Source organism: Bifidobacterium parmae, from assembly GCF_002860365.1.
GTDB lineage: Bacteria > Actinomycetota > Actinomycetes > Actinomycetales > Bifidobacteriaceae > Bifidobacterium > Bifidobacterium parmae.
This window is the reverse complement of record NZ_NMWT01000025.1, coordinates 43,198-68,294: the sequence shown is the minus strand read 5'-3', so window position 1 is coordinate 68,294 and position 25,097 is coordinate 43,198. Positions and strand designations below refer to the sequence as shown.

Genomic DNA, 25,097 nt, shown 5'->3' with positions numbered 1-25,097 from the left:
GGGTCATGCGATCACGAGCGGGAACGCTCAGATGAGATTGAACTTGGTCATCAGACCGAGGGCGATGATGATCGCCACCCAGATCAGGGCGATGATGACGGTCCAACGGTTCAGGTTCTTCTCGGCGACGCCGGACGTGCCCGCGTTCTGGGTCAGGCCGCCGCCGAACATGTCGGACAGGCCGCCGCCCTTGCCCTTGTGCATGAGGATGAGCAGGGTCAGCAGGCAGCTGAGCACGACGAGGACGATTTCGAGGGCGATTTTCAGAGCGGTCACGGGTGGATTACCTCCGGTTTGGTATCAATCTGCGCTCCAGCATAGCGCAATGTCTTGAGAACGGCGAAACGGCCGACGCATGGACGGTGCATGGACGGCGTCATCTCGTGGCCTTGGCCGTCAGCCGGCAGATGCGGGTCAGCTCATCCACGTCGAGCGCCGCTCCGCCGATGAGGAACCCGTCCACGTCGGGTTCGCCGATGAGTTCGACCGCGTTCTTCGACGACACGGAGCCGCCGTAGAGGATGCGCACGGTATCGGCCACCTTGTCGCCGAACGTGGCCCTCAGGTCGTCGCGGATGGCCTGCGCCGCATACTGCGCGGATTCCGGCGTGGCGACCATGCCGGTGCCGATGGCCCACACCGGCTCGTAGGCGATGATGAGCTTCGCCGCTTCGGCCTCGTTGAGGTCACGGGTGACGTCATGCACCTGACCGACGGCGAAGTCGAGCTCGATGCCCTGCCGGCGCTCCTCGAAGCTTTCTCCGACGCACAGGATCGGCTGCATGCCTGCGGCGAGGACGGCGCGCACCTGGTCGACGATGTTCGCATCGTCCTCGGGATGGTATTTGCGGCGTTCGGAATGGCCGATGATCACATACGAGCACCCGAGATGGGCGATCATGTCGGCGGAGATGTCGCCGGTGAACGCCCCTTGATCGGTGACGGACACGGACTGCGCGCCGTATCGGATCTTGAGCTTGTCGGCCTCGACGAGCACCTCCACGCTGCGCAGCGAGGTGAACGAGGGGAACAGGGCGACCTCCACCCTGCGGAAGTCGAAATGGGCGTCACGCAGCTGCCATGCGAACTTCTGCACGAAATACGTGGCCTCGAGATGATCGAAGTTCATTTTCCAGTTGCCCGCGACCAGCGGAACGCGTTCGGACGCCATGGATTCCTTCCTTGAAGTGCGTGAAGCGCGCATGACGCGCATATACGGGGATGAAACGGCATGGCTCCCCACGCCACGGGGACGCGGGGAGCCGATGCGGAGTCGATGTCAGGCGAGCACCTTCAGGCCCGGCAGCTCCTTGCCCTCGAGGAACTCGAGAGAGGCGCCGCCACCGGTGGAGATGTGCGAGAAGCCGTCCTCCGGGAAGCCGAGGTTGCGCACCGCGGAGGCGGAGTCGCCGCCGCCGACGATGGTGAAGGCGCCGGCCGCGGTCGCGTCGACCAGGCCCTGCGCGACGGCCTTGGTGCCCTCCGCGAACTCGGCGATCTCGAACACGCCCATCGGGCCGTTCCACACGACGGTCTTGGAGTCGACGATCTTGTCGTGGAAGAGCTTCTGGGACTCCGGGCCGATGTCGAGACCCATCTTGTCGGCCGGGATGGCGTCGGCGGCGACGACCTCCGGAGCGACCGGGGTGTCACCGGCCGGGAAGCCGGCGTTCACGACGATGTCGGTCGGCAGCACGAGCTCGACGCCGTTCTTCTCGGCGGTCTCGATGTAGCCCTTGACCTTGTCGAGCTGGTCCTCCTCGAGCAGGGAGGTGCCGACCTCGTAGCCCTTGGCCTTGAGGAAGGTGAACACCATGCCGCCGCCGATGACGAGGCGGTTGGCCTTGTCGAGCAGGTTCTCGATGACGCCGAGCTTGTCGGAGACCTTGGAGCCGCCAAGCACGACGGTGAACGGACGCTCCGGGTTCTCGGTGGCCTTGGACAGGGCCTTGACTTCCTTCTCGACCAGCAGGCCGGCGGCGGCCGGCAGATCGGCGGCCACGTCGTAGTTGGAGCCCTGGGCGCGGTGGACGACACCGAAGCCGTCGGAGACGAAGACGTCGCCGAGGGCGGCGATCTTCTTGGCGTAGGGGGCGCGCACGGCCGGATCCTTGCTGGTCTCCTCCGGGTTGAAGCGCACGTTCTGCAGCAGGACGACGTCGCCGTCGTTCATCGCGGCAACCTTGGCCTGGGCGTCCTCGCCGTAGGTGTCGGCGGCCAGCGGCACGTCGATGCCGAGCAGCTCGCCGAGACGGGCGGCGACGGGGGCGAGGGAGAGCTCCGGGACGACCTTGCCCTTCGGGCGGCCGAGGTGGGCCATCAGAATGACCTTCGCGCCTTCCTCGCGCAGGGCCTTGATCGTCGGCAGGGCGGCCTTGATGCGGCCGTCGTCGGTGATCGTGGTGCCGTCCAGCGGGACGTTGAAATCAGCGCGGACCAGGACGCGCTTGCCCTTGAGGTCTCCGAGATCCTTGAGTGTCTTCATGAATATCCTTTCCTAACCGCTTGCGCGGGAAAGTGGCGGTTTCTTGCCACTTCGCATAATACAACAGGCCCGCCGTCCGGGCGGGCCTGACACAGGATTTTTTGGAACGTATCTGAGAAACGTTATGAAAACGTTCAGGAACGCGACTTGGCGGTCTTCTCCGCCAGCTGAAGCAGTCGGCGGATACGGCCGGCGATGGCGTCCTTGGAGATCGGCGGGTCGGCGAGACGGCCGAGCTCCTCCAGGCTGGCGTCGCCGTGTTCGAGGCGCAGCTGGCCGGCGGCGCGCAGGTTGTCCGGCACGTCGACGCCGGCGGCGTCGAACAGTTCGAACGCCTTGCGCACCTTGTCGCACGCCTCCGCGGCGGCCTTGGCGGAACGGCGCATGTTCGCGTCGTCGAAGTTGGCGAGCCTGTTCGCCTTGGAACGGGTTTCGCCGTCGGAACGCTTGCCCGTCCAATCGCGGGCGGAGCGCATGGCACCCATCGAGTTGAGCATGCGTTCGATGGAGTCCGGGTCGGTGAGCGTCACGCGGTACGACTTGCTGAGCTGGCGCGGCTTGGCGGTGATGCCGAGGCGACGGGCGAGACCCGCCAGCGCCATGGCGGCCTCGTTGCACGGGCAGACGATCTCCATGCACGGGTTCTTGCCCAGATCGGACAGGATTCCCCTGGCCATGAAGGCGCCGCGCCATGCGGCGCGCACCTGGGCGATCTTGCCTTGGACGATCTTGACGGGCAGGCCGCGAACCGCCTTGTTGCGGTCGATGAGGCCGGTCGCCACGGCGAGATTCACCGCGCCGCGCTCCACCTTGACGACATGGTACTCGTGGACGCCGGTCGGCGTCGTCCTCTGGGAGCTGACGATCTTGGCTTCGAGGCTGTACAGGTCCTCGATGTTGTCGCGCAGCCACTGGGCCGCGACGGGGGAATCGAAGGTGGCGAGCATGACAACCTGCTTCTGGGCGTTGTTCATGAAGCCGCCGGCGAAGCGGATCATGGCGGTGACCTGCGCCTTCCTGGCGTCCGCCTTCTCGTCCTCAAGCGCCGCGAGCTCGCTTTTCACATCATCCAGAAGAGCCAAGAGCCAACCTCCTAAGTCTCGTCCCTCTCAATGGTTCCAGGGGTCCGGGTCTGCCGGACGGGGACTCTTCCCCGCCGTCCGCCGAACTTCTGTGATACCGGCCATCTTGGACAACAGTCGCGCCGTTTTCACTTTTTCGCGGCCGACGTCTCGACATGTGGTCAGCGCCGCATGGGCGCGATTACTTGCGCTTTCGCTGTTCGCGGGCGGAAACCGTGACATCAAGCCCATGTGAGCGCAAACGCTTCGCCAGCGCCTCGCTCATGGCGACCGAACGGTGCTGGCCGCCCGTGCATCCGACGGCGATCGTCACGAAGTGCTTGTCCTCGCGCGCGTACCCGTCGATGGCGACGAGCAGCGCCTTCTCGTACGCGTCGAGGAACTCGGACGCGCCCGCGCTGTTCAGCACGTAGTCGGCGACCGGCTTGTCCCATCCGGTGAGCTCGCGCAGGCTCGGCACCCAGAACGGGTTGGGCAGGAACCGCACGTCGGCCACGAAGTCCGCGTCCGTGGGGGTGCCGTATTTGAATCCGAAGCTGAAGATGTGCACGGCGACGGTCTTCGGACCGGATCCGACCATCGCCTCGTACAGCTTGGTGGACAGCTGGTGGATGCTCAGCGCGGAGGTGTCGATGACCATGTCCGCCCGCTCCTTGAGGTTCGCGAGCAGCGCTCGCTCCTCGTCGATGCCGTCGATGAGACGGTTGCCGTGCTGGAGCGGATGCGGCCTGCGCACCTTCTCGTAGCGGGTGACGAGCACGTCGTCGCTGGCGTCGAGGAACAGGATGCGGGTCTTGACGCCGAGGTCGTCGAGATGGCTGAGCACCTCGTTGAGGTCGTCGAAGTATTCGCGCGACCGCACGTCGATGACGGCGGCGAGCTTGTGCACGCCCTTGCCGTCGCCGGCGTTGGTCATCATGTCGACGAGGGGGACGAGCAGTTTGGGCGGCATGTTGTCGACCACGTACCAGCCCATGTCCTCCACGCAGTCGGCGGCGTGCGAGCGCCCCGCGCCGGACATGCCGGTGATGAGCAGCACCTCGAAGCCGTCGGCGGGCGCCGGCCTGTCTGATGCGGACGGGTCCGGGGCCGCGTCGATCGGGGCCGCGGTGCCGCGCAACGTGTTCATCAGCGTCTGGTTCCTGATCACAGCGCCTCCTCCAATGCCGTTCTCATGGCGATCTCCAGATGGTCGTCGTCGGTGGTGACGTCCTGCAGACGACGGTCCGCGTCGGACGGCGGGTCGTCGTCCCAGACGCCCGTCATGAGCAGCACCTGGATGAGCCCCTGGTAGAGGAGCATCTCCTCGCCGCCGATCGCGTGGCCGCCGTGGGCGCGCCACGCCTGCATGAGCCTCGTGGGCCGCGGATCGTAGACCACGTCGAGCAGCATGCCGTCGAACGCGCTCCCGGCATGGTCGAGCGTTTCGGCGAGACCGTCCGCGGCGTGCCCGGGGATCGTGTTGATCACATAGTCGGATCCGCATGCGGCCGCCGTCACCCCGTCCGCGTCGGACAAATCGATCTCGTCGTAGGGGCGGCCTTCGACGCCGCGGAACAGTTTCGCGGCGGAGTCCAGTCCGAGGTCGCGGCCGGGGTGGCGCGCGGCGACGGTGATGCGTGCGACGCCCGGCAGCATCAGGCAGGCGGCCGCCGCCGACGTGGCGGTGTTGCCGTTGCCGATGATGAGCGCGCGGCGTCCCGTCCGCCCGTCGCGGTGCACGCCGAGTTCGCGGTCGGCGTGGTCGAAGGCCAGCTGGATGCCGACCACGTCGGTGTTGTAGAGCCTGATCGCCGGCTTCCCGTGGGGCCATGCGGGGTCGTCGTGGGTGGCCTCGTCCCAGTCGAACACCGCCGTGTTGGCGATGCCGAGCTCCCTGGCCCACACGTTGCGGGGCGTGCCGTACGGCTGGATGGTCTTCTTGAGCGGCATGGTCAGGCTGAGCCCGCGCCACGTGGGATCGAGCCCCTTGAGGAACGCGTCGAGGTCCTCCTCCCCCACCTCGTGCCTGTCGTACGCCCAGTCGTCGAGTCCGAGCGCACGGTACGCCGCGTTGTGCAGCACCGGCGACAGCGAATGCGCGATGGGCTTGCCGAGCACCGCGCACCGATTGGCGATCGTCATGCTTCCCTCCTTGCCTTCCCGGTTCTTCCGACCATCCTACTCGGTTCGTCCGGCCCGCGCCGTGGCATCGTTCCCGGTGCGGCCGTCGCCGGCATCGCCGGCGTGCAACGCGTCGTAGATGGCCTGCGCCTTGGCGTGGCCTATCCCCTTGACCGTCTCCAGCTCCTCGACGCCGACGCCGCGCATCGCCTTGACCGAGCCGAACCGCGCGAGCAGACGCTTCTGGTAGGCGGGACCCACGCCGGGGATGCCGTCGAGGGCGCTGCGCAGCGCCCCCTTGCGCCTCGTCTGTCGGTGGTAGGTGATGGCGAAGCGGTGCGATTCGTCGCGCACGCGCTGCAGCAGGTACAGGCCTTCCGACTGGCGTTTGAGGATGATCGGATAGTCGTCGTCGTCCGGCACCCACACCTCCTCGAGCCGTTTGGCGAGACCACAGACGGCCACGTCGTCGACGCCGCAGTCGGCGAGCGCCTTCGCGGCGGCCATGGCCTGCGGCCTGCCGCCGTCGACGACGACGAGGTTCGGCTTGTAGGCGAACCGGTGGCGGTCGGCGTTCTGCTGGACCGTCGTCCCCGTCGTCGCGTCGTCGGGCGCCGTTCCGTCCGCACCGTCGCCGGCGTCGCGCCGCACGCCCGCCGCGGCGGCCGCACGCCGTTCCGCCTCGATGCTCTCGCCCGAGTCGCCGGCGATGTTGCCGTGGCGGAAACGGCGCGTGAGCGTCTCGTAGAGGGCGCTCAGGTCGTCGAGCGCGCCTTGGCCGTCCTTGCCGCGGATGGCGAAGCGCCGGTATTCGCTTTTCTTGGCGACGGCGTCCTCGAACACGACCATGGAGGCGACCTGGAAGGCGCCGCCGACCGTGTTGGAGATGTCGTAACATTCGATGCGCAGCGGCGCCTCGTCAAGGCCGAGCGCGTCGGCGACCTCGTTCATGGCGCGGGTGCGTGCGCCCATGTCGGCGATGCGGCTCATCTTCGCCCGTGCCAGCGCCTGGGCGGCGTTGTCGTTCGCCCGGTCCATGAGCTGCCGCTTGTCGCCCCTGCCGGCGACGCGGATCGTGACCGCGCCGCCGCGCAGTCCGGTCAGCCACGTCTCAAGCTCCCCGCGCCGCGTCGGTTCGATCTCGATGGGCGTGATGACCTCGCGCGGCACCGGGGCGATGGGGGCGAGCAGGTCGGCGCGTCCGGTGACCTCCCGTCGCGCGTTGCGTTCGCGCGTCGCCCGCGCGCGCGACGCCGCGTCGGTCGCGGTCACGCGTTGCGTGGAGCCGATGGCGTCGCGCCGCTCCTCGACCTTCGCCATCATGCCGTCCGCGCCGACGCCGGCGGCCGGCGCGCCGGGACGCGCGTCCGCCGCGGCGTCGGTCCGCGCGTCCGCGTAGACGCGCACGAGCAGGTCGGCCATGAGGTCGGCGTCGCTGACGTCGTCGACGCGTTCGACGCTCCAGTTGCGTTCGCCGCGGATCGTGCCGGCGCGCACGTGGAACGCGTGCACGGACGCTTCGATCTCGTCGGTGGCGAAGCCGAACACGTCGGCGTCGACCTGGTCGTCGAGCACGACCGCGTTCTGCTGGACGACGGAGGAGAGCATGGCGATCTCGTCGCGCAGCCGCGCCGCCTTCTCGAATTCGAGTTCGGCGCTGGCGGCCTTCATGTCGCGCGTGAGCTGCGCGATGTACGACTTGCCGAGTCTGCCGGTCATCACGCCGACGAGCCGTTCGCACATGCGGCGGTGCTCCTTCGCGTCGATGCGGCCGACGCATGGCGCGGAGCATTTGCCGATGGAGGCGAGCAGGCAGGGGCGGCCCGTGAGCTCGGCCTTGCGGTAGACGCCGTCGGCGCAGGTGCGCACGGGGAAGGCGCGCAGGAGCCGGTCGAGCCCGTGGCGCAGGTCCCATACCTTCGCGTAGGGGCCGAAGTAGCGGGTGTCGCGGCGTTTGCGGCTGCGCGTCACCCATACGCGCGGCACGGTCTCGCCGACGGAGACCGCCAGATACGGGTAGGTCTTGTCGTCGCGGAACTGCACGTTGAACCGGGGGTCGAACTCCTTGATCCACGTGTATTCGAGGGTGAGCGATTCGAGTTCGGTGCCGACGACGGTCCATTCGAGGCTGCGCGCGGTGAGCACCATGGTCTGCGTGCGCGGGTGCAGCAGGTACAGCGGCTGGAAGTAGTTGGCGAGCCTGTTGCGCAGGTTCTTCGCCTTGCCGACGTAGATGACGCGGCCTTCGCCGTCGCGCCATTTGTATACGCCCGGTTCGGCGGGGATGTCCGAGGATTTCGGACGGAACAGGTCGCGCGAGTCGCCGAGCAGCGGCGCCCCGTTGCGGTTCGTCCCCGCCGCAGCGCCGTCGGCGTCGGAGGCGCCGTCCGCCGTCGCGCCGCGCAGCGCGTCGGCCGTCCGTCGCCATACCTCGGGCGAATGCCGTTCGATGTCGTTGGTCACGGCGTCGCCTTTCAGAGCATGTCCCTGAGGAAGCGCCCCGTCCAGGACGCCTCGCACCGCGCCACCTGCTCGGGCGTGCCCTGCGTGACGACGGTGCCGCCGCCGTCGCCGCCCTCGGGCCCCAGGTCGATGATCCAGTCGGCCGATTTGACCACATCGAGGTTGTGTTCGATGACGATGACCGTGTTGCCCTTGTCGACGAGCCCCTGCAGCACCTTGAGCAGCTTGTTCACGTCCTCGAAGTGCAGGCCGGTGGTCGGCTCGTCGAGGATGTACACCGTCTTGCCGTCGGACCTGCGCTGCAGCTCGGTGGCGAGTTTGACGCGCTGGGATTCGCCGCCGGAGAGCGTCGGGGCGGGCTGGCCGAGACGGATGTAGCCGAGGCCGACGTCCACGAGGGTCTTCAGGTACCGGGAGATGCCGGTGTACGCCTTGAAGAAGTCGGCGGCCTCCTCGATGGGCATGTCGAGGATGTCGGAGACGGTCTTGCCGTTGTACTTCACCTCGAGGGTCTCGCGGTTGTAGCGTCTGCCGTGGCAGGTCTCGCATTCCACGTACACGTCGGGCAGGAAGTTCATCTCGATCTTGAGCGTGCCGTCGCCGTGGCACGCCTCGCAGCGCCCGCCCTTCACGTTGAAGGAGAAGCGGCCGGGCCCGTAGCCGCGCACCTGCGCCTCGGGCGTCTTGGCGAACAGGGCGCGGATCTTGTCCCACACGCCCGTGTAGGTGGCGGGGTTGGAGCGCGGCGTGCGCCCGATCGGGTTCTGGTCGACGTGGATGACCTTCCTGACCTGGTCGAGGCCTTCGACGCGGCGGTGCTTGCCGGGCACGATGCGCGCGCCGTTGAGCTTGTCGGCGAGGACCGGGTAGAGGATCGTGTTGACGAGCGAGGATTTGCCGGATCCCGAGACTCCGGTGACGACGGTGAACACGCCGAGCGGGAAGCTCACGTCGATGTTCTTGAGGTTGTTCTCTCGCGCGCCGACGACCTTGAGCTGTGCGGTTTTGCGCACCTTGCGGCGGTGCTCGGGCACGACGATCTCGCGGCGGTGGGCGATGTAGTCGCCGGTGATCGAGCGTTTCGCATCGACGAGATGCCTTGCCGGCCCCGAGTAGACGACCTCGCCGCCGCGCTCGCCCGCGCCGGGGCCGATGTCGACGAGCCAGTCGGCCTCCCGGATCGTGTCCTCGTCGTGTTCGACGACGATGAGCGTGTTGCCGAGGTCGCGCAGATGGTGGAGCGTCTCGATGAGACGCGCGTTGTCGCGCTGATGCAGGCCGATGGACGGCTCGTCGAGCACATACATGACGCCGACGAGGCCGGAGCCGATCTGCGTGGCGAGGCGGATGCGCTGCGCCTCGCCGCCGGACAGGGTGGCGGCGGCGCGCGACAGGGTGAGGTAGTCGAGGCCGACGTCGTTGAGGAAGCCGAGGCGGGCGCGGATCTCCTTGAGCACCTCGCCGGCGATCTTCGCGTCCGCGCCTTCGAGCTTCAGGCCGTTGACCCAGGCGAGCCCGCGCACGACGGGCATGTCGCACACGTCGAAGATGGACAGGCCCCCGACGGTGACGGCCAGCACCTCGGGCTTGAGTCGCCTGCCGTGGCACACCTGGCAGGGCACTTCGCGCATGTACGACTCGTAGTACTCCCTCATCGACTGCGAGTCGGTCTCCTCGTGCTTGCGCATGAGCGAGCGCACCACGCCCTCGAACCCGGTGGAGTATTCCCGGAGGCGGCCCCAACGGTTGCGGTAGGAGACGTCGACCTTGAACTCGTGGCCGTAGAGGATGTCGTGGCGCACGTCGGCGGGAAGGTCCTTCCACGGGGTGCGCATCGAGAAGCCCATCTCGCGGGCGAGGCCTTCGAGCAGATGGCCGTAGTACTGGGAGGTCATCTTCGTGTTGCTCCACGGTTCGATGACGCCTTCGGCGAGCGACTTGTCCGGGTCGGCGATGACGAGCTCCGGGTCGATCTCGAGCTTGAAGCCGAGACCGGTGCATGCGGGGCATGCGCCGTAGGGCGCGTTGAAGGAGAAGGTGCGCGGCTCGATCTCGTCGAGTTCGAGCACGTGCCCGTTCGGGCAGCTGCGGTGTTCGGAGAACGGCCGGCGGCGGGCGGGGCTCCCCTCCTCCTCGTCGACGAAGTCGATGACGATGGAGCCGTTGGCGAGCTTCAGCGCGGTCTCGACCGAGTCGGTGAGACGCTGGCGCATGCCGTCCTTGACGACGAGACGGTCGACGACGACCTCGATGGTGTGCTTCTTCTGCTTGGCGAGCGTGATGTCGTCGGACAGCTGCCGCATCTGGCCGTCGATGAGCGCGCGGGCGTAGCCGTCGGAGCGCAGCAGTTCGAGCATGTCGACGAATTCGCCCTTGCGGCCTTTGACGACGGGCGCGAGGATCTGGAAGCGCGTTCGCTCCGGATAGTCCATGAGCGCGTCGACGATCTGCTGCGGGGTCTGCGAGGCGACGGGTTCGCCGCATTCGGGGCAGTGCGGTATGCCGGTGCGCGCGAACAGGAGACGCAGGTAGTCGTAGATCTCGGTGATGGTGCCGACGGTGGAGCGCGGGTTGCGGTTCGTGGTCTTCTGGTCGATGGACACGGCGGGGCTCAGGCCTTCGATGAAGTCGACGTCCGGCTTGTCCATCTGGCCGAGGAACTGGCGCGCGTACGCGGACAGCGATTCGACGTAGCGGCGCTGGCCCTCGGCGAACAGGGTGTCGAACGCGAGCGACGACTTGCCCGAGCCGGACAGGCCGGTGAAGACGACCATGCGGTTGCGCGGGATGGCGAGGTCCACGTTCTTGAGGTTGTGCTCGCGCGCGCCCTGGATGGTGATCTTGAGGTCGTTGGGGATGTGCGAGATGTCCGCCACGAGCGAACCGTCGTGCTCGACGAGCGGCGCCTTGCGGATCTCGCGCGTGAGGAACGAGTCGCTGGTCATCACCTTCTCGACGACGACCTCGCCGTTCCTGCCGCCCGTCGTCTTCCGTTTCGCCGCCATCGCACACCCCGCCTTCCGTCAGTCGCCGCGGCGCGCGTCCGGCCGCGGATTTTCCGCACCAAGGATACCCGAAACCCCGACGCATATCGAACGCCTGTTCGACGGCGTGTCTCCCGTAGGGAGCATCACGCCGTCAGGCGACGTACACGGCCTCGTCTTCCCCGGCGAGATCGGCCTCGCGCAGGGAGGTGAGGCCGGTGTCGGGGTTCTTGTAGGTGACGTAGGCCTTGGTGGAGACCTCGAGGATCTCGCCGGTCTTGCTTTCCGGCGCGGAGACGATCACCTGGAAGCCGAGACGCGGCAGCACGGTGAGGGCGCGCTGCGTGTAGCGGCCGTCCGCCTTGATGAGCGCCTCGTCGAGGAACAGCGTCGTGTAGCTGGGCCTGAGCCGGTTCTCCATGCCGCCGCCGAGCAGGTAGATGAGCGCGGCGCCGTAGACGAACGAGGTGAGCTCCTGCAGGGCGCCGCCGGACCGCCCGCCGGTGGAGGTGATGCGTTCGTCGAGCCCGTCCTCGTGGTGCACGATCGCGTAGAAGGCCGAACGGCATCGCGGATCGAGATCCCGCGCTCCGTAGCTCTTCACGCCGTTCGCGTCCTTCACCTGCGCGAGCTGGGCGCGCAGCAGGCCGATGATGCCGCCGCACGAGGCGAACACCTTGCGCATCGCCGCCGGATCGTCGCTCCCCGACGACTTCCAGTCGTTGAGCGCCCCGATGGTCCGGGTCAGCTGCGAGGAGAAGCCCCGGTCCGGTTTGCGCACGTCCGCATGCAGGGACAGGCTGCCGTGCCTGGGGCCGAACCGCTGCCCGTCGAGCATGGCGTTGATGCGGTCGAGCTGGTCGCGGATGTCGGCCTCGTCGGTGTCGACGGCGCGTTTGATGGTCAGCAGGCTCATGAGCAGCTGTTCCAGGCAACGCCGGTATTCGGCGCCGGTCGCCTCGCCGGCGGTCAGCCGCGACAATCCCTCCAGCTCGTCGAGATAGTACCGGCGGTCCTCCACGGTGGCAGACAACGCGTCGTCGTCAGCGGCGTACATGCCCTTGTACGATTCCATCCGGGCTTCGACGACCGTCTTCGCGGCCGAGGCCTGCGCGGCGAGCGCGTCGATGCGGCCGGCCATGTCGTCGCGCATCCTCGCGATGACGCGTTCGGGGAACGACGTGCCCGCGGCCGATGCGTCGGTGCCCGCCCCGATGATCATGTGGGCGCGCAGCGCGGTGTCCGCGATTCCCGAGAACCCGTCCTCGTAGGAGTGTTCGAGCGCCGTTTCCGTACCGTCGTCCAGAGGAATGGCGTTTCCGTGTCCGGCATCGTCCGCATCGGCCCCGATCCCCCGCGACGTATGGTCCCGGTGGGCGTCCAGCCACCGTCGGGCGGCTTCGCAGGCGGCTGCCGCGGCGTCGGCGTCGCGTTTCGCGGCGAACCGGCGCTGCTCGTTGCGGTCGAGCTCCTCCTCCATCGACTCCCTGCGACGGACGAGCTCGGCGAGTTCGGGGTTGTTCCTGATCGCGGCGATCGACGTCTCGAGTCCATCCACCTTGGCCGAGGCGGATTCCACATCGACGTTCTCCCATGACGTGTAGGCGAGCTGCTTGGCGAGTTCGAGTCCGCTGCGCAGCGCCTCCGCGCGGCGTTTCGCCTCCGTATAGTCGCGTTCCGCCTGTTCCGAGCGGTCGCGCGCTTCGGCGATGCCGTGTTCCAGCGCCTCCAGATAGGCTTCGGTGACGTAGCCGATGACCTCGCGACGGTCCTTGACGCCATGCTGGCCGCGTCTGCCGCTTTTAATCTGACCGTCCGCCTGCACCTGGCGGTGTTCGCGGTCGGCGTCGTCGATGGCATCGACGCATACGGCGTCGAACCGTTCGGATGCGGTCTGCGCGCGCAGCCATCCGGCGAACGGCGAATCCTCGCGGTAGCGGAGCTTGGAGGACATCCACGGCCGGTCGTCCGCGGCCTTGGTCTTCCCGTCGTCCGCATCGAAGCCTTCCGTGGTGTCGACGAACTGCCAGGTGCGTCGCGCCATCGCATGCGGGTCGATGGCGCTGACCTTGGCGGCGAAGCCGCGTTCGTGGCGCTTGTCGACGAGGATGGTCTGCGCGATGGCGCCGTAGGTGACGTTCATGGCGAGTCTCCACCGTTCCTCGCTCTCGCGCACGTCCATGAGCTCGGCGACGTACGGCAGTTCGCCGGCGGACAGTCCGGTGGCCCGGCAGAGCATGGCGCGGGTCTCGTCCATCTGCTGGGTGATGCGGGTGCGCTGCGTCTTCTGGCGCTCGTAGTCGCGTTCGAGGCGTCGCAGCTCGTCGTCCGCCGCGGAGCGGGCGGCGACGGCACGGTCGCGCGTCTCGTCCAGTTCCTGGGCCCGCCGGTCGTACAGGCGGGTGAAGTCCACGGCGGCGATGCGCCTCTCCGTCCAGGCATGCTCGTCTCCGGGCATCGTCTCGCCGATCGCCTCGAACCCGGCCTCGATGCGTCCGCGGTTCGTCTTCACGTCGGCGAGCGCGCGCCGGGCCTGTTCGAGCTCCATCTCCATCCGCGCGAGGTTGCCGCCGTCCAGTCCTCTGATGCGGTCGCGGATGGCGTCGATGCCCGCACGGATCTTCTCGCCGTCGCGGTATGCGGTCTCGGCGGCCGTCTGGTGTTCGCGGCGTTCGCGTTCGTCGATGGGCAGCCGTGCGGCGACCTCGTCGGCCATGCGCGCCGTCGCCCAATGCCGTATAGCGGCCGCCCCGTCCTCACGTCCCGGGTCCACCGGGTCGAGCGTCCGGACGCGGCGGCGTGCGGCGTCGTAGGCGTCGCACGCGTCCCGGATGCCGGCGAGCGCCGCCACGCGTTTCGCCTTGCGTTCCATTTCGGTGAAGTTCGCTTCGTAGCGCTCGTAGTCGTCGACGGTGTCCCGCGCCAGTTTCAGGGCTTCGGGCACGCCGAGCACGCCCTGTTTGAAGATGTCGTCGAGCCGTGAGGGTGCGTCGGCGGACTGGATCTTGTGCAGCAGCCGGCAGGCATCCTCGCTCAGTCCCATCACGTCCCAGATGTGTTCGTGGAACGCGTCGGCGCTGGTGAAGGTCTCGCATCCGGGGTAGGTGTCCTTCAGCTGCGTGGGGGTGAACGGATGGTCGCGGTAGGCGTCCATGAGTCGTGGGTCGATCGGCTTGCCCCATGCCGCGTATTGCCGTCGCACGTCACTGCGGCCGTCGCCCGCCATCAGGTAGAGGAATTTGGCGCATGACAGCGTCTGCCCGCTGGTGGCGTTCACGTAGGTGTCGACGATGGCGCCCCATACGGCCTGCGGCGCCCCGTCGCCGTCGCGGCCGCGCAGGTAGACGGGTTCGTCGCCGCCCGCGGTGCTGCCGACGCCGATCATGCCGCGCAGGTACGTGTAGTCGCTGCGTTCGGAGCGCCCCGAGTTCGACGCCTTGTTGAACGGCGTGCCGGTCGGGTACAGCAGTGAGATCTGCGCGTCCACGAGCGTGGATTTGCCGGATTCGCTGGCTCCGGCGAGCAGGGTCACGGGGAGCTTCGGGTCGGTGGACGGCCTGAATTCGTGGTAGCCCTGATACGAGCCCCAGTTGACGAGGCAGCGGCTTTCCATCATCCACCGGTCGGCGATCATCTGCAGTTCCCTGGCGGCCATGGTCACTCCTCCTCTTCCACGGCGGCGCCGTCGTCGTCGGCATCGGTCATGCCGTCAGCGGCGTCCGCATCGGCCGCCGCGTCCTCGCCGTCGTCCGCAGCATCGTCGCCTTCCGCGGCGACGCCGAGCCATGCGTCCGCCAGTCCCCGGTCGAGCACGACGGGGACGAGCGGCGTGATCCGGTACATGGCGTCGTCGTCGGTGGCCGTCAGGTATCCGTAGGTGGCCATCGTGTTGACGAGCGTGCCCACCTGTCTGAGTACGCCCTCCTCGTCGTTGCGCGAGGCGAGGTATCCGGCGCCGGTGGCGAGCGCGGCGCGCATCTCGTCGAAGCCGACGATCCACTGGTCCGCCGCCACCTGCATGTTCTCGTATTCGAGCACGCGGATGCGCAGGAACGCGAGCAGGGCGGCCTCCTCGCGTCTGAGGCTGGTGCGCGTCTTGAGCGAGCGCAATGGGACGTCGGGGCCGGTGACGGGCGTCGCGTACATGATGCGGTGGCGTTCGTCGTCGACGAGCTCGAGCATGTCGTTGTTGAGCGAGCGGACGACGGCGTCGCGGTTGTCGTTGACGAGGTCGTACAGCTCGCCTTCGATGTACCGTTCGCGTTTGAGTGCGATGGCGGCCCTGCGGGCGTCCGCGCCCATGTCGCCGCGGTCCCCTTCGAACAGGGCGTCAGGGTTGGTCTTCTCGTCCATGGTCATCCTTCCTCCATGATGGCGTCCAGTTCGTCCATACCGGCGATCAGCGCACGCGTGCGCCAGTCCCGCGGCCTGCCGTCGATCGTCACGCAATGCCAGACGGCGTCGCCGTCCTCCTGGCCGCCGATTGCGCCGAGGAACCCGACGAGTTCGCTTTCGCGCCGGTCGGCCTCCGGCAGCCGGTTGAAGCTGGCGGCGATGTCGATTCCGCCGTCGGCCGTCACCGGATTCCTCCGGATGAGCGCGATCATGCGGCGCAGTCGCGGTCCGCCGTTGTCGATCAGCGTCTTCAGGTCGACGCGCGGCAGGTCGGAATCCCCGGCGGCGTCCAGTCCGGGCGATGCCGCGCGGACCATCGACCGTGCCGGCCGTGTGGGCAGCGGCGAGAGCCTGACGCCGCCGACGTCGGTGCCGTAAGGTCTGTCGTCGGCGCCGGGATGGGCTTGCGCGTCGGCGTTGACGGCAGCGTACAGACGGTTAAGCCGCGCGAGCATCGACCGGTACCGGGTGTCGGTCTGCTGGCGCACGAGACGCCCGATCTCCTCGTTGGAGACGCGCATCTGCGCGCGTACCGCCTCGATGCCGTCGTAGATGTGGGCGAGCTCGTCGCGCACCTGGCCGAGCAGCGCGGCGGACTCCCCCGCGAGGTAGGGCGTTTTCGCGATGTCGCGCATCGCCTCGTCGATCTGCTGGCGGCCTTCGTCGGTGATGATCACCTGGAAGGCGTCCTCGAAGCGTCGTCCCATGTCGGATTCGCCGAAGTTCGCGCGGTATTCGGCGTTGTAGGCGTCCAGGATCTCGTCGACGTCCATGTCGCCGGCCTGCATGCGCCGGCGGAGCGCGTCGCCGTTGTCCCGTTCGGCGAGCACGAGCTCGCGCAGGTCGACGGGCACGCCGCGCAGGGTGTTGTGGATGACGGCGATGATGTCCTCCACCTGCGAGTCGTCGAGCGTCTCGTGCCGCATCCCCTGTTGGATGCGTCTGATCTCGTGCTTGCGCTCCTTGATCTCGCGGTTGAGCAGGCGCACGCGTTCGCCGGGGTCGGCGGTCAGCCGCATGCGGGCGTGCTCGATTTCCATGATGATGCTGTTGGCCTGCGCGCCGGACAGGGTGCGGGATTCGTCCTCCAACCGCCCCAGCGCCTCGATGGCGCGGTGGGCGCGCGCGGTCAGCCGGTAGAGGAACCGGTGGGATGCGGCGTCGTGCGAGTTGGCGAGCCAGGCGTAGTCGCCTTCGCCCTCGCGGGTCAGGTCGACGAGCACGCGGTGCGCGGCCTGCCCGAACGTGAGGCCGGGATCCGGCGCGTATTCGCCGATGTCGGCGAGCGCGGAGAGCCCCTGCGCGAACCGTTCCTCCAGCGTCTCGCGCGGCAGCTCGCCGGTCAGCGGGTCGAACGCCGCCTTGAGCAGCGCCACGTACATGCGTGAGTTGCGGCGCAGCAGCAGTCTGAGCACGCCGGTCTCGTAGACCGGCCGCAGCCGTTCCATCTCCCGTCGCGCATCGCCCATGGCGCACCTCCCGCCGCCGTCCTCGATCGTTGCCGTGCGAGACGGGAACGACGGCGTGCCCCCGCGTCTCTCCTAGAAGCTAACACACGCCCGCACGGGCCGGCATATCGGGTACGGTTTCCGCGATCACGGCGTGTCGCGCATGATTCCAACGTTCCGAGGCCACTTCGCGGCGAACGGCCCGGACGGCCCGGCGGACGGTCCGGTCACGCGGACATGTCGACCACGCGGTCGCACCATCCGGCGGCGAGCTCCTCGTCATGGGTGACGACCAGCACCGCCGCGCCGCGCCGCGCGACGTCGCGCAGCAGACCGCCCACCTGCTCCATGTGGAGCCGGTCGAGCCCGCTGGTCGGCTCGTCCAATACGATGAGCCGCTTGCCGCACATGAGCGCCGCGCCGATCGCCACGCGCTGCTTCTGCCCGCCGGACAGGCTCATCGGATGCCGGTCCGCGACCGCGGCGAGGTCGAGGTCGGCGAGCAGCCCGTCCCGGCGCTTCGCGAGTTCCGGATCGGACGGGTCCATGCCGAGCGTGAGCTCCTCGCGCACGCCGTCGGCGAACAACTGGTGGTTGACGTCCTGCATGACGAGGAACCCGGCGCGCGTGAGATCGTGGGGTCTCGCCGCGTCGCCGTCCAGAAGGACGCGGCCCGCGAGCGGGCGCGCCAGTCCGGTGAGCGTGCGCACCAGCGTGGTCTTGCCGCATCCGTTGCGTCCCATCAGCCCGACGATCTCGCCGCGTCGCAGCGTCAGGTCGGGTACGGCGCGGGAGAACCCCTCCCGCGCCTCGTCACGCCGTCGCTCCCATGGCAGGCGGCGTGGGCGTCCGTAGCCGACGACGAGCCCTTCCGTGCGCAGCAGCACGCCGCCGTCCCCGGAACCGCCGCCGCGCACCGGGCCGTCGCACGCCGGCGGGATGGCCGCCAGCCGTGCGACCTCGCGCCGGCAGGGCCCTAGGTCGAGCGCGCGCAATCCCATGGCGGCGACGCGTTCCGGCGGCAGGGCGAGGAACTCGTCGGCCGTGTATGCGCGTGCGATGCGGCCGCGCTCGCATATGAGGTACCGGTCGGCGACGCCGTTCAGCCAGGCGAGGCGATGTTCCGCGACGAGGACGGCGACGCCTTCGCTTTTCAGCCGCCGCACCGCCTCGCGCATGTCATCGATCGCCGTGGCGTCGAGGTTGCCGGTCGGCTCGTCCATGATGACGAGACGGGGCCCGAGCACCGTCGCGGCGGCGACGGCGACGCGCTGCCGCTGCCCGCCGGACAGTCGGAAGACGCTGCGGCCGAGCAGCCCGGTCACGTCGAAGCGCCGCGCCACGTCCTCCACGCGGCGGTCGATCTCGCCGGCCGGCATCCCCATGTTCTCGCAGGGGAAGGCGAGTTCGTCGGTGGTGTCCGCGTTGAAGTACTGGGTCTTCGGATTCTGGAACACGCTGCCCGCCAACGGCGTGAGCCGGTCGATCGGCCCGTGCGCGGCGTCGACGCCGCACACGGTGGCCTCGCCGGCGAAGTCGCCGTGGAAGAACGTGGGCACGAGCCCGTTGGCGACGCGGGTCAGCGTGGTCTTGCCGCACCCGCTGGCGCCGGCGAGGACGACGCACTCCCCCGCCCGGACGGTCAGCGACACGTGGTCCAGGGAGGGGTCGGCGGCGGCGTCGTAGCGGAAGACGACGTCGCGTATGCGCACGGGGTCGGCGGTCATCCGACCACCCCCGCGATGTCGAGGGCGAGCGGCGCGGCGCACGCGGCCATGACCAGCCAGTCGGCGACGGTCATGCGGATCGTCGTGCGCGAGGTGTGCGCCCCGTCGCGTCCCAGCCCTTTCGTCAACGCGGCGACGGACAGGTCCTGCGCGACGATGGTCGCGTTCATCAGCAACGGCACCAGCACGTATTCGAGCGTCCTCGCCGGGTGCCGCAGCATGGAGAAGCGGCCGGACACGAGCCCGCGCAGCGCCATCGCGTCGCGGATGGCGCGATAGTCCTCGCCGATGGTCGGGAAGAACCGGATGATCACGACGCACGGCACGACCACGGCCTCGGGGACGCGCATGCGTCGCATCGCGCACACGAACGCGCTGGCCGAGGTGGTCGTGAACGCGTAGGCGCCGGTGACGAGGCACGGCAGCATCATCGCGCATCCGACGGCGAGCGCGGCGACGACATGCAGCCACGGCATGCCCAACGCCTCCGGATCGATCGTTCCGAGCGCGAACGCCGCGGCGTACAGGAGCGCGAAACGGACGGCCATGCGCCGCCTGCCCGCGACGAGCGGCGGGATGAGGAACAGGACGGCCATGACCGCCTGCGTGGCCGCGGCGGCGTGGAAGAACAGCATGAGGTTGGCGAGCAGCAGCAGCGCCAGTTTCGTACGCGGGTCGAGGTCGCGCGCGGCCGTCGCCATCAGACGACGCCGGCCTTGGCGAAATGCTTGGCGCACAGGCGCTGGCCGAACCATCCGCCGATGGCCGCGCACACGAGGATCGCCGCCATCGACGCGGCGAACGTGCCCATGGTGATGTTGGCGAACACGCCGTCGATGTACGCCGCGTCCTTGCCGCGCGCCTCGAGGCTCGCCACGTAGGCGTCCTTCATGAACCACAGCGGCAGGATGGGGCCGGTCAGCCCGTAGGAGAACACCACGTAGGAGACGAGCAGCAGCGCCTTGCCGCGATAGGCTCCGGCGCGCGCGATCAGATCGGCGGCGAGCGGGAACACGACGCTCGCGACGAACGAGAGGACGAAATGCCCGGAGACGAACAGGAACAGGCCGATCACGAGGCCCATCACCGTGATGCCGCCGAATTTCGGCGTGCGGGCGGCGGCGAGCATGTACACGGGGCCGGAGATCAGCGCGGCGACCGCCGGCAGGAAGATCGAGCCGAATCCTCCGGTGAACAGGGTGCTGGCGAGGGTGGCGACGCACACCATCACGAAGTACAATGCGGCGAACACGCCGATAGAGATGAGATCGGGCACGCCGAGTCCCGGCGTACGCGGGGCCGCGGATGCGCCCGCGGCGGGGGCGGTGTTCGGGGTCGTGTCTTGGGCCATGGTGTCTCCGTTTCCGTGATCGGGCGTTATCAATGTACCGGCGGCGTGGATGATTGGCAATACCCGGAGACGATGTATTGCGACATTTCATCCATGTTCATCCGTTTCCGCATCCCCGTTCAGTGGTTATGCACAGAGTTATGCACCGTTATGCACATTGTTCGCATGCGATTTGCATATGCCTCACAGACGCGGCATGGTGGTGCGTGTCGGCGGACGACGAAGGTCCGCAAGGCGGCCAGCGCAGGCCGCGCATCGGGGGAAGGAGCGACATCATGTCGGACGAGAGCATCATGCGGGACGAGGACGCGACGGCACGGTCGTGGGTCCGGCTGTTCCGGGAGGACGTCGATCGGCGGTACGTGTCGGACGATCAGGTGGACAGGGCCGCGACGATCATCGGGACGGCGGCCCGTATGGCCGTCGAACGCGGATACGCCGTCGTCGACCCGTCACGGGAGCTGTTCGACGAGGCGAAGCGGTCCAAATGGCCGTGGCCGCATCTCGTCGTGCGGGACGAGGACGGGTTCAGGTCGTCGTTCCACGTGTCGGAGCTGTCGAAGCCCGGCAGTCCGCCAAAGCCGCGCACGCTGACCGGCGTGCCGAAAAGCGACGCGCCGCAATGGCTGGAGGGACGGTCGCGCGAATTCGAACCGACCGGCATGCTGTCGCTGCGGGTCAACGGCGAACGTCCGTTCGCCCGTCAGCGGTCCCTGCGCGACACCGTGAACTCGCGGATGGACGAACGGCTCTCCACGCTGTTCGACGGGCTGGCGCACGAGATCGTCGCCTCGCGGGAACGCGTCGAGGCGGGTCGCCGGCACGAGGAGACCGTCGAGCAGGCGCAGCGCGCGTGCCGTGGGGAGCGGCTGTACACGGCGCTGTGCGAGGAGGTGCGGCTGCATGAGGATCTGCAGAACCAGCGCGCCTATCTCGATCTGGTCGAGCAGCGGCTGCGGCGCACGGATCCGGAGCGTCTGGCGGACGCGTCGGAGGACATCGAGCTGATGCGCAGCCGCATCGACGCGCGCGACCCGCTGCTGTCGGGAGGCGTCGACTGGTCGGACCAGCCAGATCCGACCGACGTGGACGTGTACGAGTACATGCGCCGCGACCGGCACGCCACCGCGTTCGGCCATGAGGACCTGTACGGCGACCGCGCGCATCGCCCGCCGTACCGTCCGCCGTACCGGAGCATGCCGTCGATCGGAAGCGGGTTCTTCGACTGAGCCGTCGCCGGGATGCCCATCGCCGTTTCTCGCGCATCGGACACGATCTCCTCCGCGTAACGCGACGATGGCATACTTGCCGGCAACCTATGGATTTCGGCGGCGGGGTCGTGGTTCGTGAAGGGGAACCGCGACCCCGCCGCCGCATACGACGAATCCGGATGTGCAAGGAGTATGCCGCCATGCCGAAGGTATCGAGACGCGCCGCCAAAGCCCTGTACCCGAGCGTGCGCGAGATGTTCGAACTCGCCGCGAACGTGCCGGACGCCGTCTCGTTCGCGATCGGCGAACCCGGATTCGACACCCCGCAGCCGGTCATCGACGCCGCCTACCGCGCCGCGAGCCTCGGCGACACGCACTACACGCCCAACCGTGGAGCGGCCGCGCTGCGCGAGGCGTGGTGCGAGCACCGCAACGCGGCGGACGGCACCGACTACGATCCGGACACGGACGTGATCGTCACGGCCGGCGGCATGGAGGCCGTGTATCTGGCGATGCTGGCGACGCTCGACCCGGGCGACGACATCCTCATCCCCGATCCCGGCTACGCGAACTATTTCGGCCAGGTGAGGCTCGTCGGCGCGAACGTCGTGCCGGTGCCGCTCGACGCGGCGCACGGGTTCCGCATGCAGGCGACGGACGTGGAGGCGGCGGTCACGCCGCGCACGCGCGCGATCCTGCTCAATTCGCCGTCGAACCCGACCGGCGCGGTCATCGACGCGGAGCAGCTGGACCTCATCGCCGAGGTGTGCGAACGGCATGACCTGTGGGTGATCAGCGACGAGGTGTACCGTTCGTTCGTCTACGATCCGTCGGTCGAATGCCTGTCGATCGCGGCGGTGCCGGGCATGCGCCGTCGCACCGTGGTGGTGGACTCCTTCTCGAAGACGTTCGCGATGACCGGCTGGCGCATCGGCGCGGCGTTCGGGCCGAAGCCGATCGTCGACCGGATGACGGTGATGCAGGAGGACATCGTCTCCTGCGTGCCGGGAGCGCTCCAGCAGGGCGCCGTCGCCGCGTTGGAGGGGTCGAACGAGATCCTCGACGAGATGACGGCCGTCTACCGCGCGAACCGCGACATGGTCGTCGCCGCCGTGGCGGACATGCCGCTGGTCTCGTGCGCGACGCCCGACGGCGCGTTCTACGTGCTGGTCGACGTGCACGCCACCGGCATGGACGACCATGCGTTCGCGGTCGACCTGCTGGAACGCGCCAAGGTGGTGGTGACGCCCGCCTCCGGGTTCGGCGAGCGCGGCCGCGGCTACGTGCGTCTGAGCTACGTGGGCACGCCCGAGGCCACCGCCGAGGGTCTGCGCCGCATGCGCGCGTATCTGGAGTCCCTCACCGCCGCCGTGGAGTAGCACCCGCAGACCCGGCCGTTTACTCCTCGGCGACCAGTTCGAGGTAGGAGTCGTTCCACAGATCCTCGTCGCCGTCGGGCATGAGGAGCACACGCTCCGGGTTCAGCGCCTGGACGGCGCCCTCGTCGTGGGTGACGAGCACGATCGCGCCCTCGTATTTGGCGATGGCCTTGAGGATCTCCTCGCGCGAGGCGGGATCGAGGTTGTTGGTGGGCTCGTCGAGCAGCAGCACGTTGGCGCGCGAGGTGACGAGCGTGGCGAGCGCGAGTCGCGTCTTCTCGCCGCCGGAGAGCACGCGGGCGGGCTTCATCGCGTCGTCGCCGGAGAACAGGAACGAGCCGAGGATGGAACGCGCCTGCGTGTCGTTCAGTTCGGGGGCGACGTGCGTGAGGTTCTCGAGCACGGTGGCGTCGAGGTCGAGCGTATCGTGCTCCTGCGCGAAGTAGCCGATCTTGCAGCCATGGCCGTAGTCGACGGAGCCGGTGTCGGGCTGTTCGATGTGGGCGAGCAGACGCAGCGTGGTGGTCTTGCCGGCGCCGTTGTAGCCGAGGATGACGACGCGGGAGCCCTTGTCGATGGCGAGGTTGACGCCGGCGAACACGATGTTGGAACCGTACGCCTTGGAGATGTCCTTCGCCATGATCGGCGTCTTGCCGCAGGGCGCGGGTTCGGGGAAGCGGATGTCCGCCACCTTCTCCTTCTTCTGCGCCTCCGAGGTGTTCTCGAGGAGCTTCTCGGCGCGACGCATCATGTTCTGCGCGGCGACGGCCTTCGTGGCCTTGGCGTGCAGGCGGATGCCCTGCTTCATGAGGCGTTCGGCCTTCTTCTCGGCGACCTCGCGTTCGCGGCGGCGACGCTCCTCGTCGACGACGCGCTGGTGCAGGTACGCCTTCCAGCCGAGCGAGTACATGTCGATCTGGCCGAGCTGGGCGTCGAGGTGCCACACCTTGTTGACGACCTCGTCGAGCAGTTCGGTGGAGTGGGAGATGACGAGGAACCCGCCTTCGTATTTCTTCAGGTAGCCGCGCAGCCATTCGATGGAGTCGGCGTCGAGGTGGTTGGTGGGCTCGTCGAGGATGAGCGTGTCTGCGTCGGAATAGAGGATGCGCGCCAGTTCGATGCGTCGACGCTGCCCGCCGGAGAGCGTGCCGAGCGGCCGCTCCATGACCTCCTGGGGCAGGCCGAGCGAGGAGGCCATGGCGATGGCTTCGGATTGGGCCGCATAACCGCCGGCCTTGTCGAAGTCCTGCATGGCCTTGTCGTAGCGGTTCATGGCCTTGGTCATCACATCCGGATCGGGGTCGGTCATCTCCTTTTCGGCCTTGCGGATGCGGCTGATGATCGAGGCGATGTCTCGCGCACTCATCATGCGGTCGAGCGCGGTCTGTTCGGGGTCGGCGGCGTGCGTGTCCTGCGGCAGGTAGCCGAGTTTGCCGGAGACGCGCACCTTGCCGGAGGTGGGCAGCATGTCGCCGGTGATGACGCGCGTGAGCGTGGTCTTGCCGGCGCCGTTGCGGCCGACGAGACCGATCTTGTCGCCTTTGGCCACGTGGAAGTCGCACGGGTGCAGCAAGGTCCTTGCGCCGATCTGAATCTCCAGACCCTGTGCATCGATCGCCATGTCGTCTCACCCGTCGCTTTCCGTGTCATGTTGCCGTGGATTTTGCCAACGAACACTATAACGGACGGGATGCCCGCTGCCGGGCGCGTCACTCGGCCGCCGCCGCGGCCTCCTTCACGCATCTGAGCGCGTTGAGCGTGCGCGGGTAACCGATGTAGGGCATGCACTGCGAGACGACGGCGATGAGGAACGCCTTGTCGTTGCCGACGGCGATGTTGGCTTTCGCGTGGGCGGTCAGCTGCGGCTCGCATCCGCCTTGCGCGGCCAGATAGCACAGGGTGATCATCTCGCGGTGGCGGGTGTCGAGCCCGGTGCGCGTGTAGTAGTCGCCGAAGCAGTTGTCGGCGAGCCATTTGTTGATGTGCCGCGTGTCTTCGGGGCCGGAATGTGCGAACCCACGCATTCCCTCGCCGAAGATCTCGATCTGCTTGGCCTCACCGGCGGCGGCGCGCGTGTCGGCGGTGACGGTCGCCCTGCCTTCAAGCGGCAGGCCGACGCCTTGGTCGGCGAGCACGTCGTTGGTGATGGTGAGGAAGGGCAGCACGCGCCCGAAGCCGCAGTAGGCGACCGCCTGATAGACGATCTCCTTGGCCTGGGCCGGGGTCACGCCGCTTTTCAATGCAACGGGCAGCAGCATCCCGTAGGCGTCCGTGGCCTGACTGCCGATGAGCGTGGCGAGGATCGCCATGGAACGCGTGGCGTCGTCGAGGTCCGGATGGTTCGCACCCGGCTCGTGCACGACCTCGTCGTAGGCGAAGGCCGAGAACAGGTCGATGAATTCGGGGTCGCACTGGGCGAGCGTGGGTTTGCCGTCGGCGAACAGTCCGCCGTTCCTTCTGCCGAACATG

General features: G+C 68.3%; 18 protein-coding genes. 2 read left to right on the top strand and 16 right to left on the bottom strand.

Features of this window, described 5'->3' with window-relative positions; genetic code table 11:
• Positions 1 to 27: 27 nt before the first annotated feature.
• The 14 genes from secG to Uis4E_RS08310 form a co-directional block, all read right to left on the bottom strand.
• Positions 28 to 276: a preprotein translocase subunit SecG gene (secG, locus tag Uis4E_RS08375; RefSeq protein WP_034526069.1), complete on the bottom strand. Its 249-nt coding sequence runs from the start codon at positions 274 to 276 to the stop codon at positions 28 to 30.
• A gap of 100 nt (positions 277 to 376) precedes the next feature.
• Positions 377 to 1,171 (bottom strand): triose-phosphate isomerase, encoded by a 795-nt coding sequence (gene tpiA, locus Uis4E_RS08370; protein ID WP_101622727.1) that lies wholly within the window; start codon positions 1,169 to 1,171, stop codon positions 377 to 379.
• Positions 1,172 to 1,279: 108 nt separating this feature from the next.
• A complete protein-coding gene (locus Uis4E_RS08365) occupies positions 1,280 to 2,485 on the bottom strand; it encodes a phosphoglycerate kinase (RefSeq protein ID WP_101622726.1) in 1,206 nt (401 codons plus the stop codon).
• Between the two features lie 134 nt (positions 2,486 to 2,619).
• On the bottom strand, positions 2,620 to 3,567 hold the full coding sequence (gene whiA / locus Uis4E_RS08360) for a DNA-binding protein WhiA (RefSeq protein WP_101622725.1): 948 nt from the start codon (positions 3,565 to 3,567) through the stop codon (positions 2,620 to 2,622).
• 181 nt (positions 3,568 to 3,748) lie between these two features.
• The gene (rapZ, locus tag Uis4E_RS08355; RefSeq protein ID WP_101622796.1) at positions 3,749 to 4,696 is read right to left on the bottom strand and encodes an RNase adapter RapZ; all 948 of its coding nucleotides are present in this window, start codon (positions 4,694 to 4,696) and stop codon (positions 3,749 to 3,751) included.
• 17 nt (positions 4,697 to 4,713) lie between these two features.
• The gene (locus Uis4E_RS08350) at positions 4,714 to 5,685 is read right to left on the bottom strand and encodes a shikimate dehydrogenase family protein (protein WP_207764567.1); all 972 of its coding nucleotides are present in this window, start codon (positions 5,683 to 5,685) and stop codon (positions 4,714 to 4,716) included.
• 42 nt (positions 5,686 to 5,727) lie between these two features.
• Positions 5,728 to 8,133 (bottom strand): excinuclease ABC subunit UvrC, encoded by a 2,406-nt coding sequence (uvrC, locus tag Uis4E_RS08345; RefSeq protein WP_101622723.1) that lies wholly within the window; start codon positions 8,131 to 8,133, stop codon positions 5,728 to 5,730.
• Between the two features lie 11 nt (positions 8,134 to 8,144).
• Entirely contained in the window at positions 8,145 to 11,138 is a 2,994-nt protein-coding gene (gene uvrA / locus Uis4E_RS08340) for an excinuclease ABC subunit UvrA (RefSeq protein WP_101622722.1), read from the bottom strand.
• Between the two features lie 133 nt (positions 11,139 to 11,271).
• On the bottom strand, positions 11,272 to 14,772 hold the full coding sequence (locus Uis4E_RS08335; protein WP_101622721.1) for an ATP-binding protein: 3,501 nt from the start codon (positions 14,770 to 14,772) through the stop codon (positions 11,272 to 11,274).
• 2 nt (positions 14,773 to 14,774) lie between these two features.
• Positions 14,775 to 15,476 (bottom strand): DUF4194 domain-containing protein, encoded by a 702-nt coding sequence (locus tag Uis4E_RS08330; RefSeq protein WP_101622720.1) that lies wholly within the window; start codon positions 15,474 to 15,476, stop codon positions 14,775 to 14,777.
• A complete protein-coding gene (locus Uis4E_RS08325) occupies positions 15,473 to 16,981 on the bottom strand; it encodes a DUF3375 family protein (protein ID WP_101622719.1) in 1,509 nt (502 codons plus the stop codon). The genes Uis4E_RS08330 and Uis4E_RS08325 overlap by 4 nt, the downstream gene beginning before the upstream one ends.
• Before the next feature lie 206 nt (positions 16,982 to 17,187).
• Positions 17,188 to 18,687 carry an ABC transporter ATP-binding protein gene (locus tag Uis4E_RS08320; protein ID WP_101622718.1) on the bottom strand — a complete coding sequence of 500 codons (1,500 nt, stop codon included), beginning with the start codon at positions 18,685 to 18,687 and terminating at the stop codon, positions 17,188 to 17,190.
• Complete coding sequence (locus Uis4E_RS08315) at positions 18,684 to 19,388, bottom strand: energy-coupling factor transporter transmembrane component T (RefSeq protein WP_101622717.1); 705 nt, start codon at positions 19,386 to 19,388, stop codon at positions 18,684 to 18,686. The genes Uis4E_RS08320 and Uis4E_RS08315 overlap by 4 nt, the downstream gene beginning before the upstream one ends.
• Positions 19,388 to 20,038 carry an MptD family putative ECF transporter S component gene (locus tag Uis4E_RS08310; RefSeq protein ID WP_101622716.1) on the bottom strand — a complete coding sequence of 217 codons (651 nt, stop codon included), beginning with the start codon at positions 20,036 to 20,038 and terminating at the stop codon, positions 19,388 to 19,390. The genes Uis4E_RS08315 and Uis4E_RS08310 overlap by 1 nt, the downstream gene beginning before the upstream one ends.
• Before the next feature lie 275 nt (positions 20,039 to 20,313).
• Here Uis4E_RS08310 and Uis4E_RS08305 point away from each other — a divergent pair, with 275 nt between their 5' ends.
• Both Uis4E_RS08305 and Uis4E_RS08300 read left to right on the top strand, forming a co-directional pair.
• Positions 20,314 to 21,267 (top strand): hypothetical protein, encoded by a 954-nt coding sequence (locus Uis4E_RS08305; RefSeq protein ID WP_101622715.1) that lies wholly within the window; start codon positions 20,314 to 20,316, stop codon positions 21,265 to 21,267.
• A gap of 182 nt (positions 21,268 to 21,449) precedes the next feature.
• Positions 21,450 to 22,628 carry a pyridoxal phosphate-dependent aminotransferase gene (locus Uis4E_RS08300; RefSeq protein WP_165784924.1) on the top strand — a complete coding sequence of 393 codons (1,179 nt, stop codon included), beginning with the start codon at positions 21,450 to 21,452 and terminating at the stop codon, positions 22,626 to 22,628.
• A 19-nt stretch (positions 22,629 to 22,647) separates the two neighbouring features.
• On the opposite strand, the gene Uis4E_RS08295 is transcribed toward Uis4E_RS08300, so the two are convergent.
• Positions 22,648 to 24,249 carry an ABC-F family ATP-binding cassette domain-containing protein gene (locus Uis4E_RS08295; RefSeq protein ID WP_101622713.1) on the bottom strand — a complete coding sequence of 534 codons (1,602 nt, stop codon included), beginning with the start codon at positions 24,247 to 24,249 and terminating at the stop codon, positions 22,648 to 22,650.
• 88 nt (positions 24,250 to 24,337) lie between these two features.
• Positions 24,338 to 25,096, bottom strand: a complete 759-nt coding sequence (locus Uis4E_RS08290) for a carboxymuconolactone decarboxylase family protein (protein WP_101622712.1) — start codon at positions 25,094 to 25,096, stop codon at positions 24,338 to 24,340.
• Position 25,097 lies beyond the last annotated feature (1 nt).

What these genes read in the sequence shown, in the direction of transcription:
- tpiA (WP_101622727.1), bottom strand. Translation starts at nt 1,171, where the DNA reads ATGGCGTCCGAACGCGTTCCGCTGGTCGCGGGCAACTGGAAAATGAAC.
- Uis4E_RS08365 (WP_101622726.1), bottom strand. Translation starts at nt 2,485, where the DNA reads ATGAAGACACTCAAGGATCTCGGAGACCTCAAGGGCAAGCGCGTCCTG.
- rapZ (WP_101622796.1), bottom strand. Translation starts at nt 4,696, where the DNA reads ATGAACACGTTGCGCGGCACCGCGGCCCCGATCGACGCGGCCCCGGAC.
- uvrA (WP_101622722.1), bottom strand. Translation starts at nt 11,138, where the DNA reads ATGGCGGCGAAACGGAAGACGACGGGCGGCAGGAACGGCGAGGTCGTC.
- Uis4E_RS08335 (WP_101622721.1), bottom strand. Translation starts at nt 14,772, where the DNA reads ATGGCCGCCAGGGAACTGCAGATGATCGCCGACCGGTGGATGATGGAA.
- Uis4E_RS08330 (WP_101622720.1), bottom strand. Translation starts at nt 15,476, where the DNA reads ATGACCATGGACGAGAAGACCAACCCTGACGCCCTGTTCGAAGGGGAC.
- Uis4E_RS08325 (WP_101622719.1), bottom strand. Translation starts at nt 16,981, where the DNA reads ATGGGCGATGCGCGACGGGAGATGGAACGGCTGCGGCCGGTCTACGAG.
- Uis4E_RS08320 (WP_101622718.1), bottom strand. Translation starts at nt 18,687, where the DNA reads ATGACCGCCGACCCCGTGCGCATACGCGACGTCGTCTTCCGCTACGAC.
- Uis4E_RS08315 (WP_101622717.1), bottom strand. Translation starts at nt 19,388, where the DNA reads ATGGCGACGGCCGCGCGCGACCTCGACCCGCGTACGAAACTGGCGCTG.
- Uis4E_RS08310 (WP_101622716.1), bottom strand. Translation starts at nt 20,038, where the DNA reads ATGGCCCAAGACACGACCCCGAACACCGCCCCCGCCGCGGGCGCATCC.
- Uis4E_RS08305 (WP_101622715.1), top strand. Translation starts at nt 20,314, where the DNA reads ATGTCGGACGAGAGCATCATGCGGGACGAGGACGCGACGGCACGGTCG.
- Uis4E_RS08300 (WP_165784924.1), top strand. Translation starts at nt 21,450, where the DNA reads ATGCCGAAGGTATCGAGACGCGCCGCCAAAGCCCTGTACCCGAGCGTG.
- Uis4E_RS08295 (WP_101622713.1), bottom strand. Translation starts at nt 24,249, where the DNA reads ATGGCGATCGATGCACAGGGTCTGGAGATTCAGATCGGCGCAAGGACC.
- Uis4E_RS08290 (WP_101622712.1), bottom strand. Translation starts at nt 25,096, where the DNA reads ATGTTCGGCAGAAGGAACGGCGGACTGTTCGCCGACGGCAAACCCACG.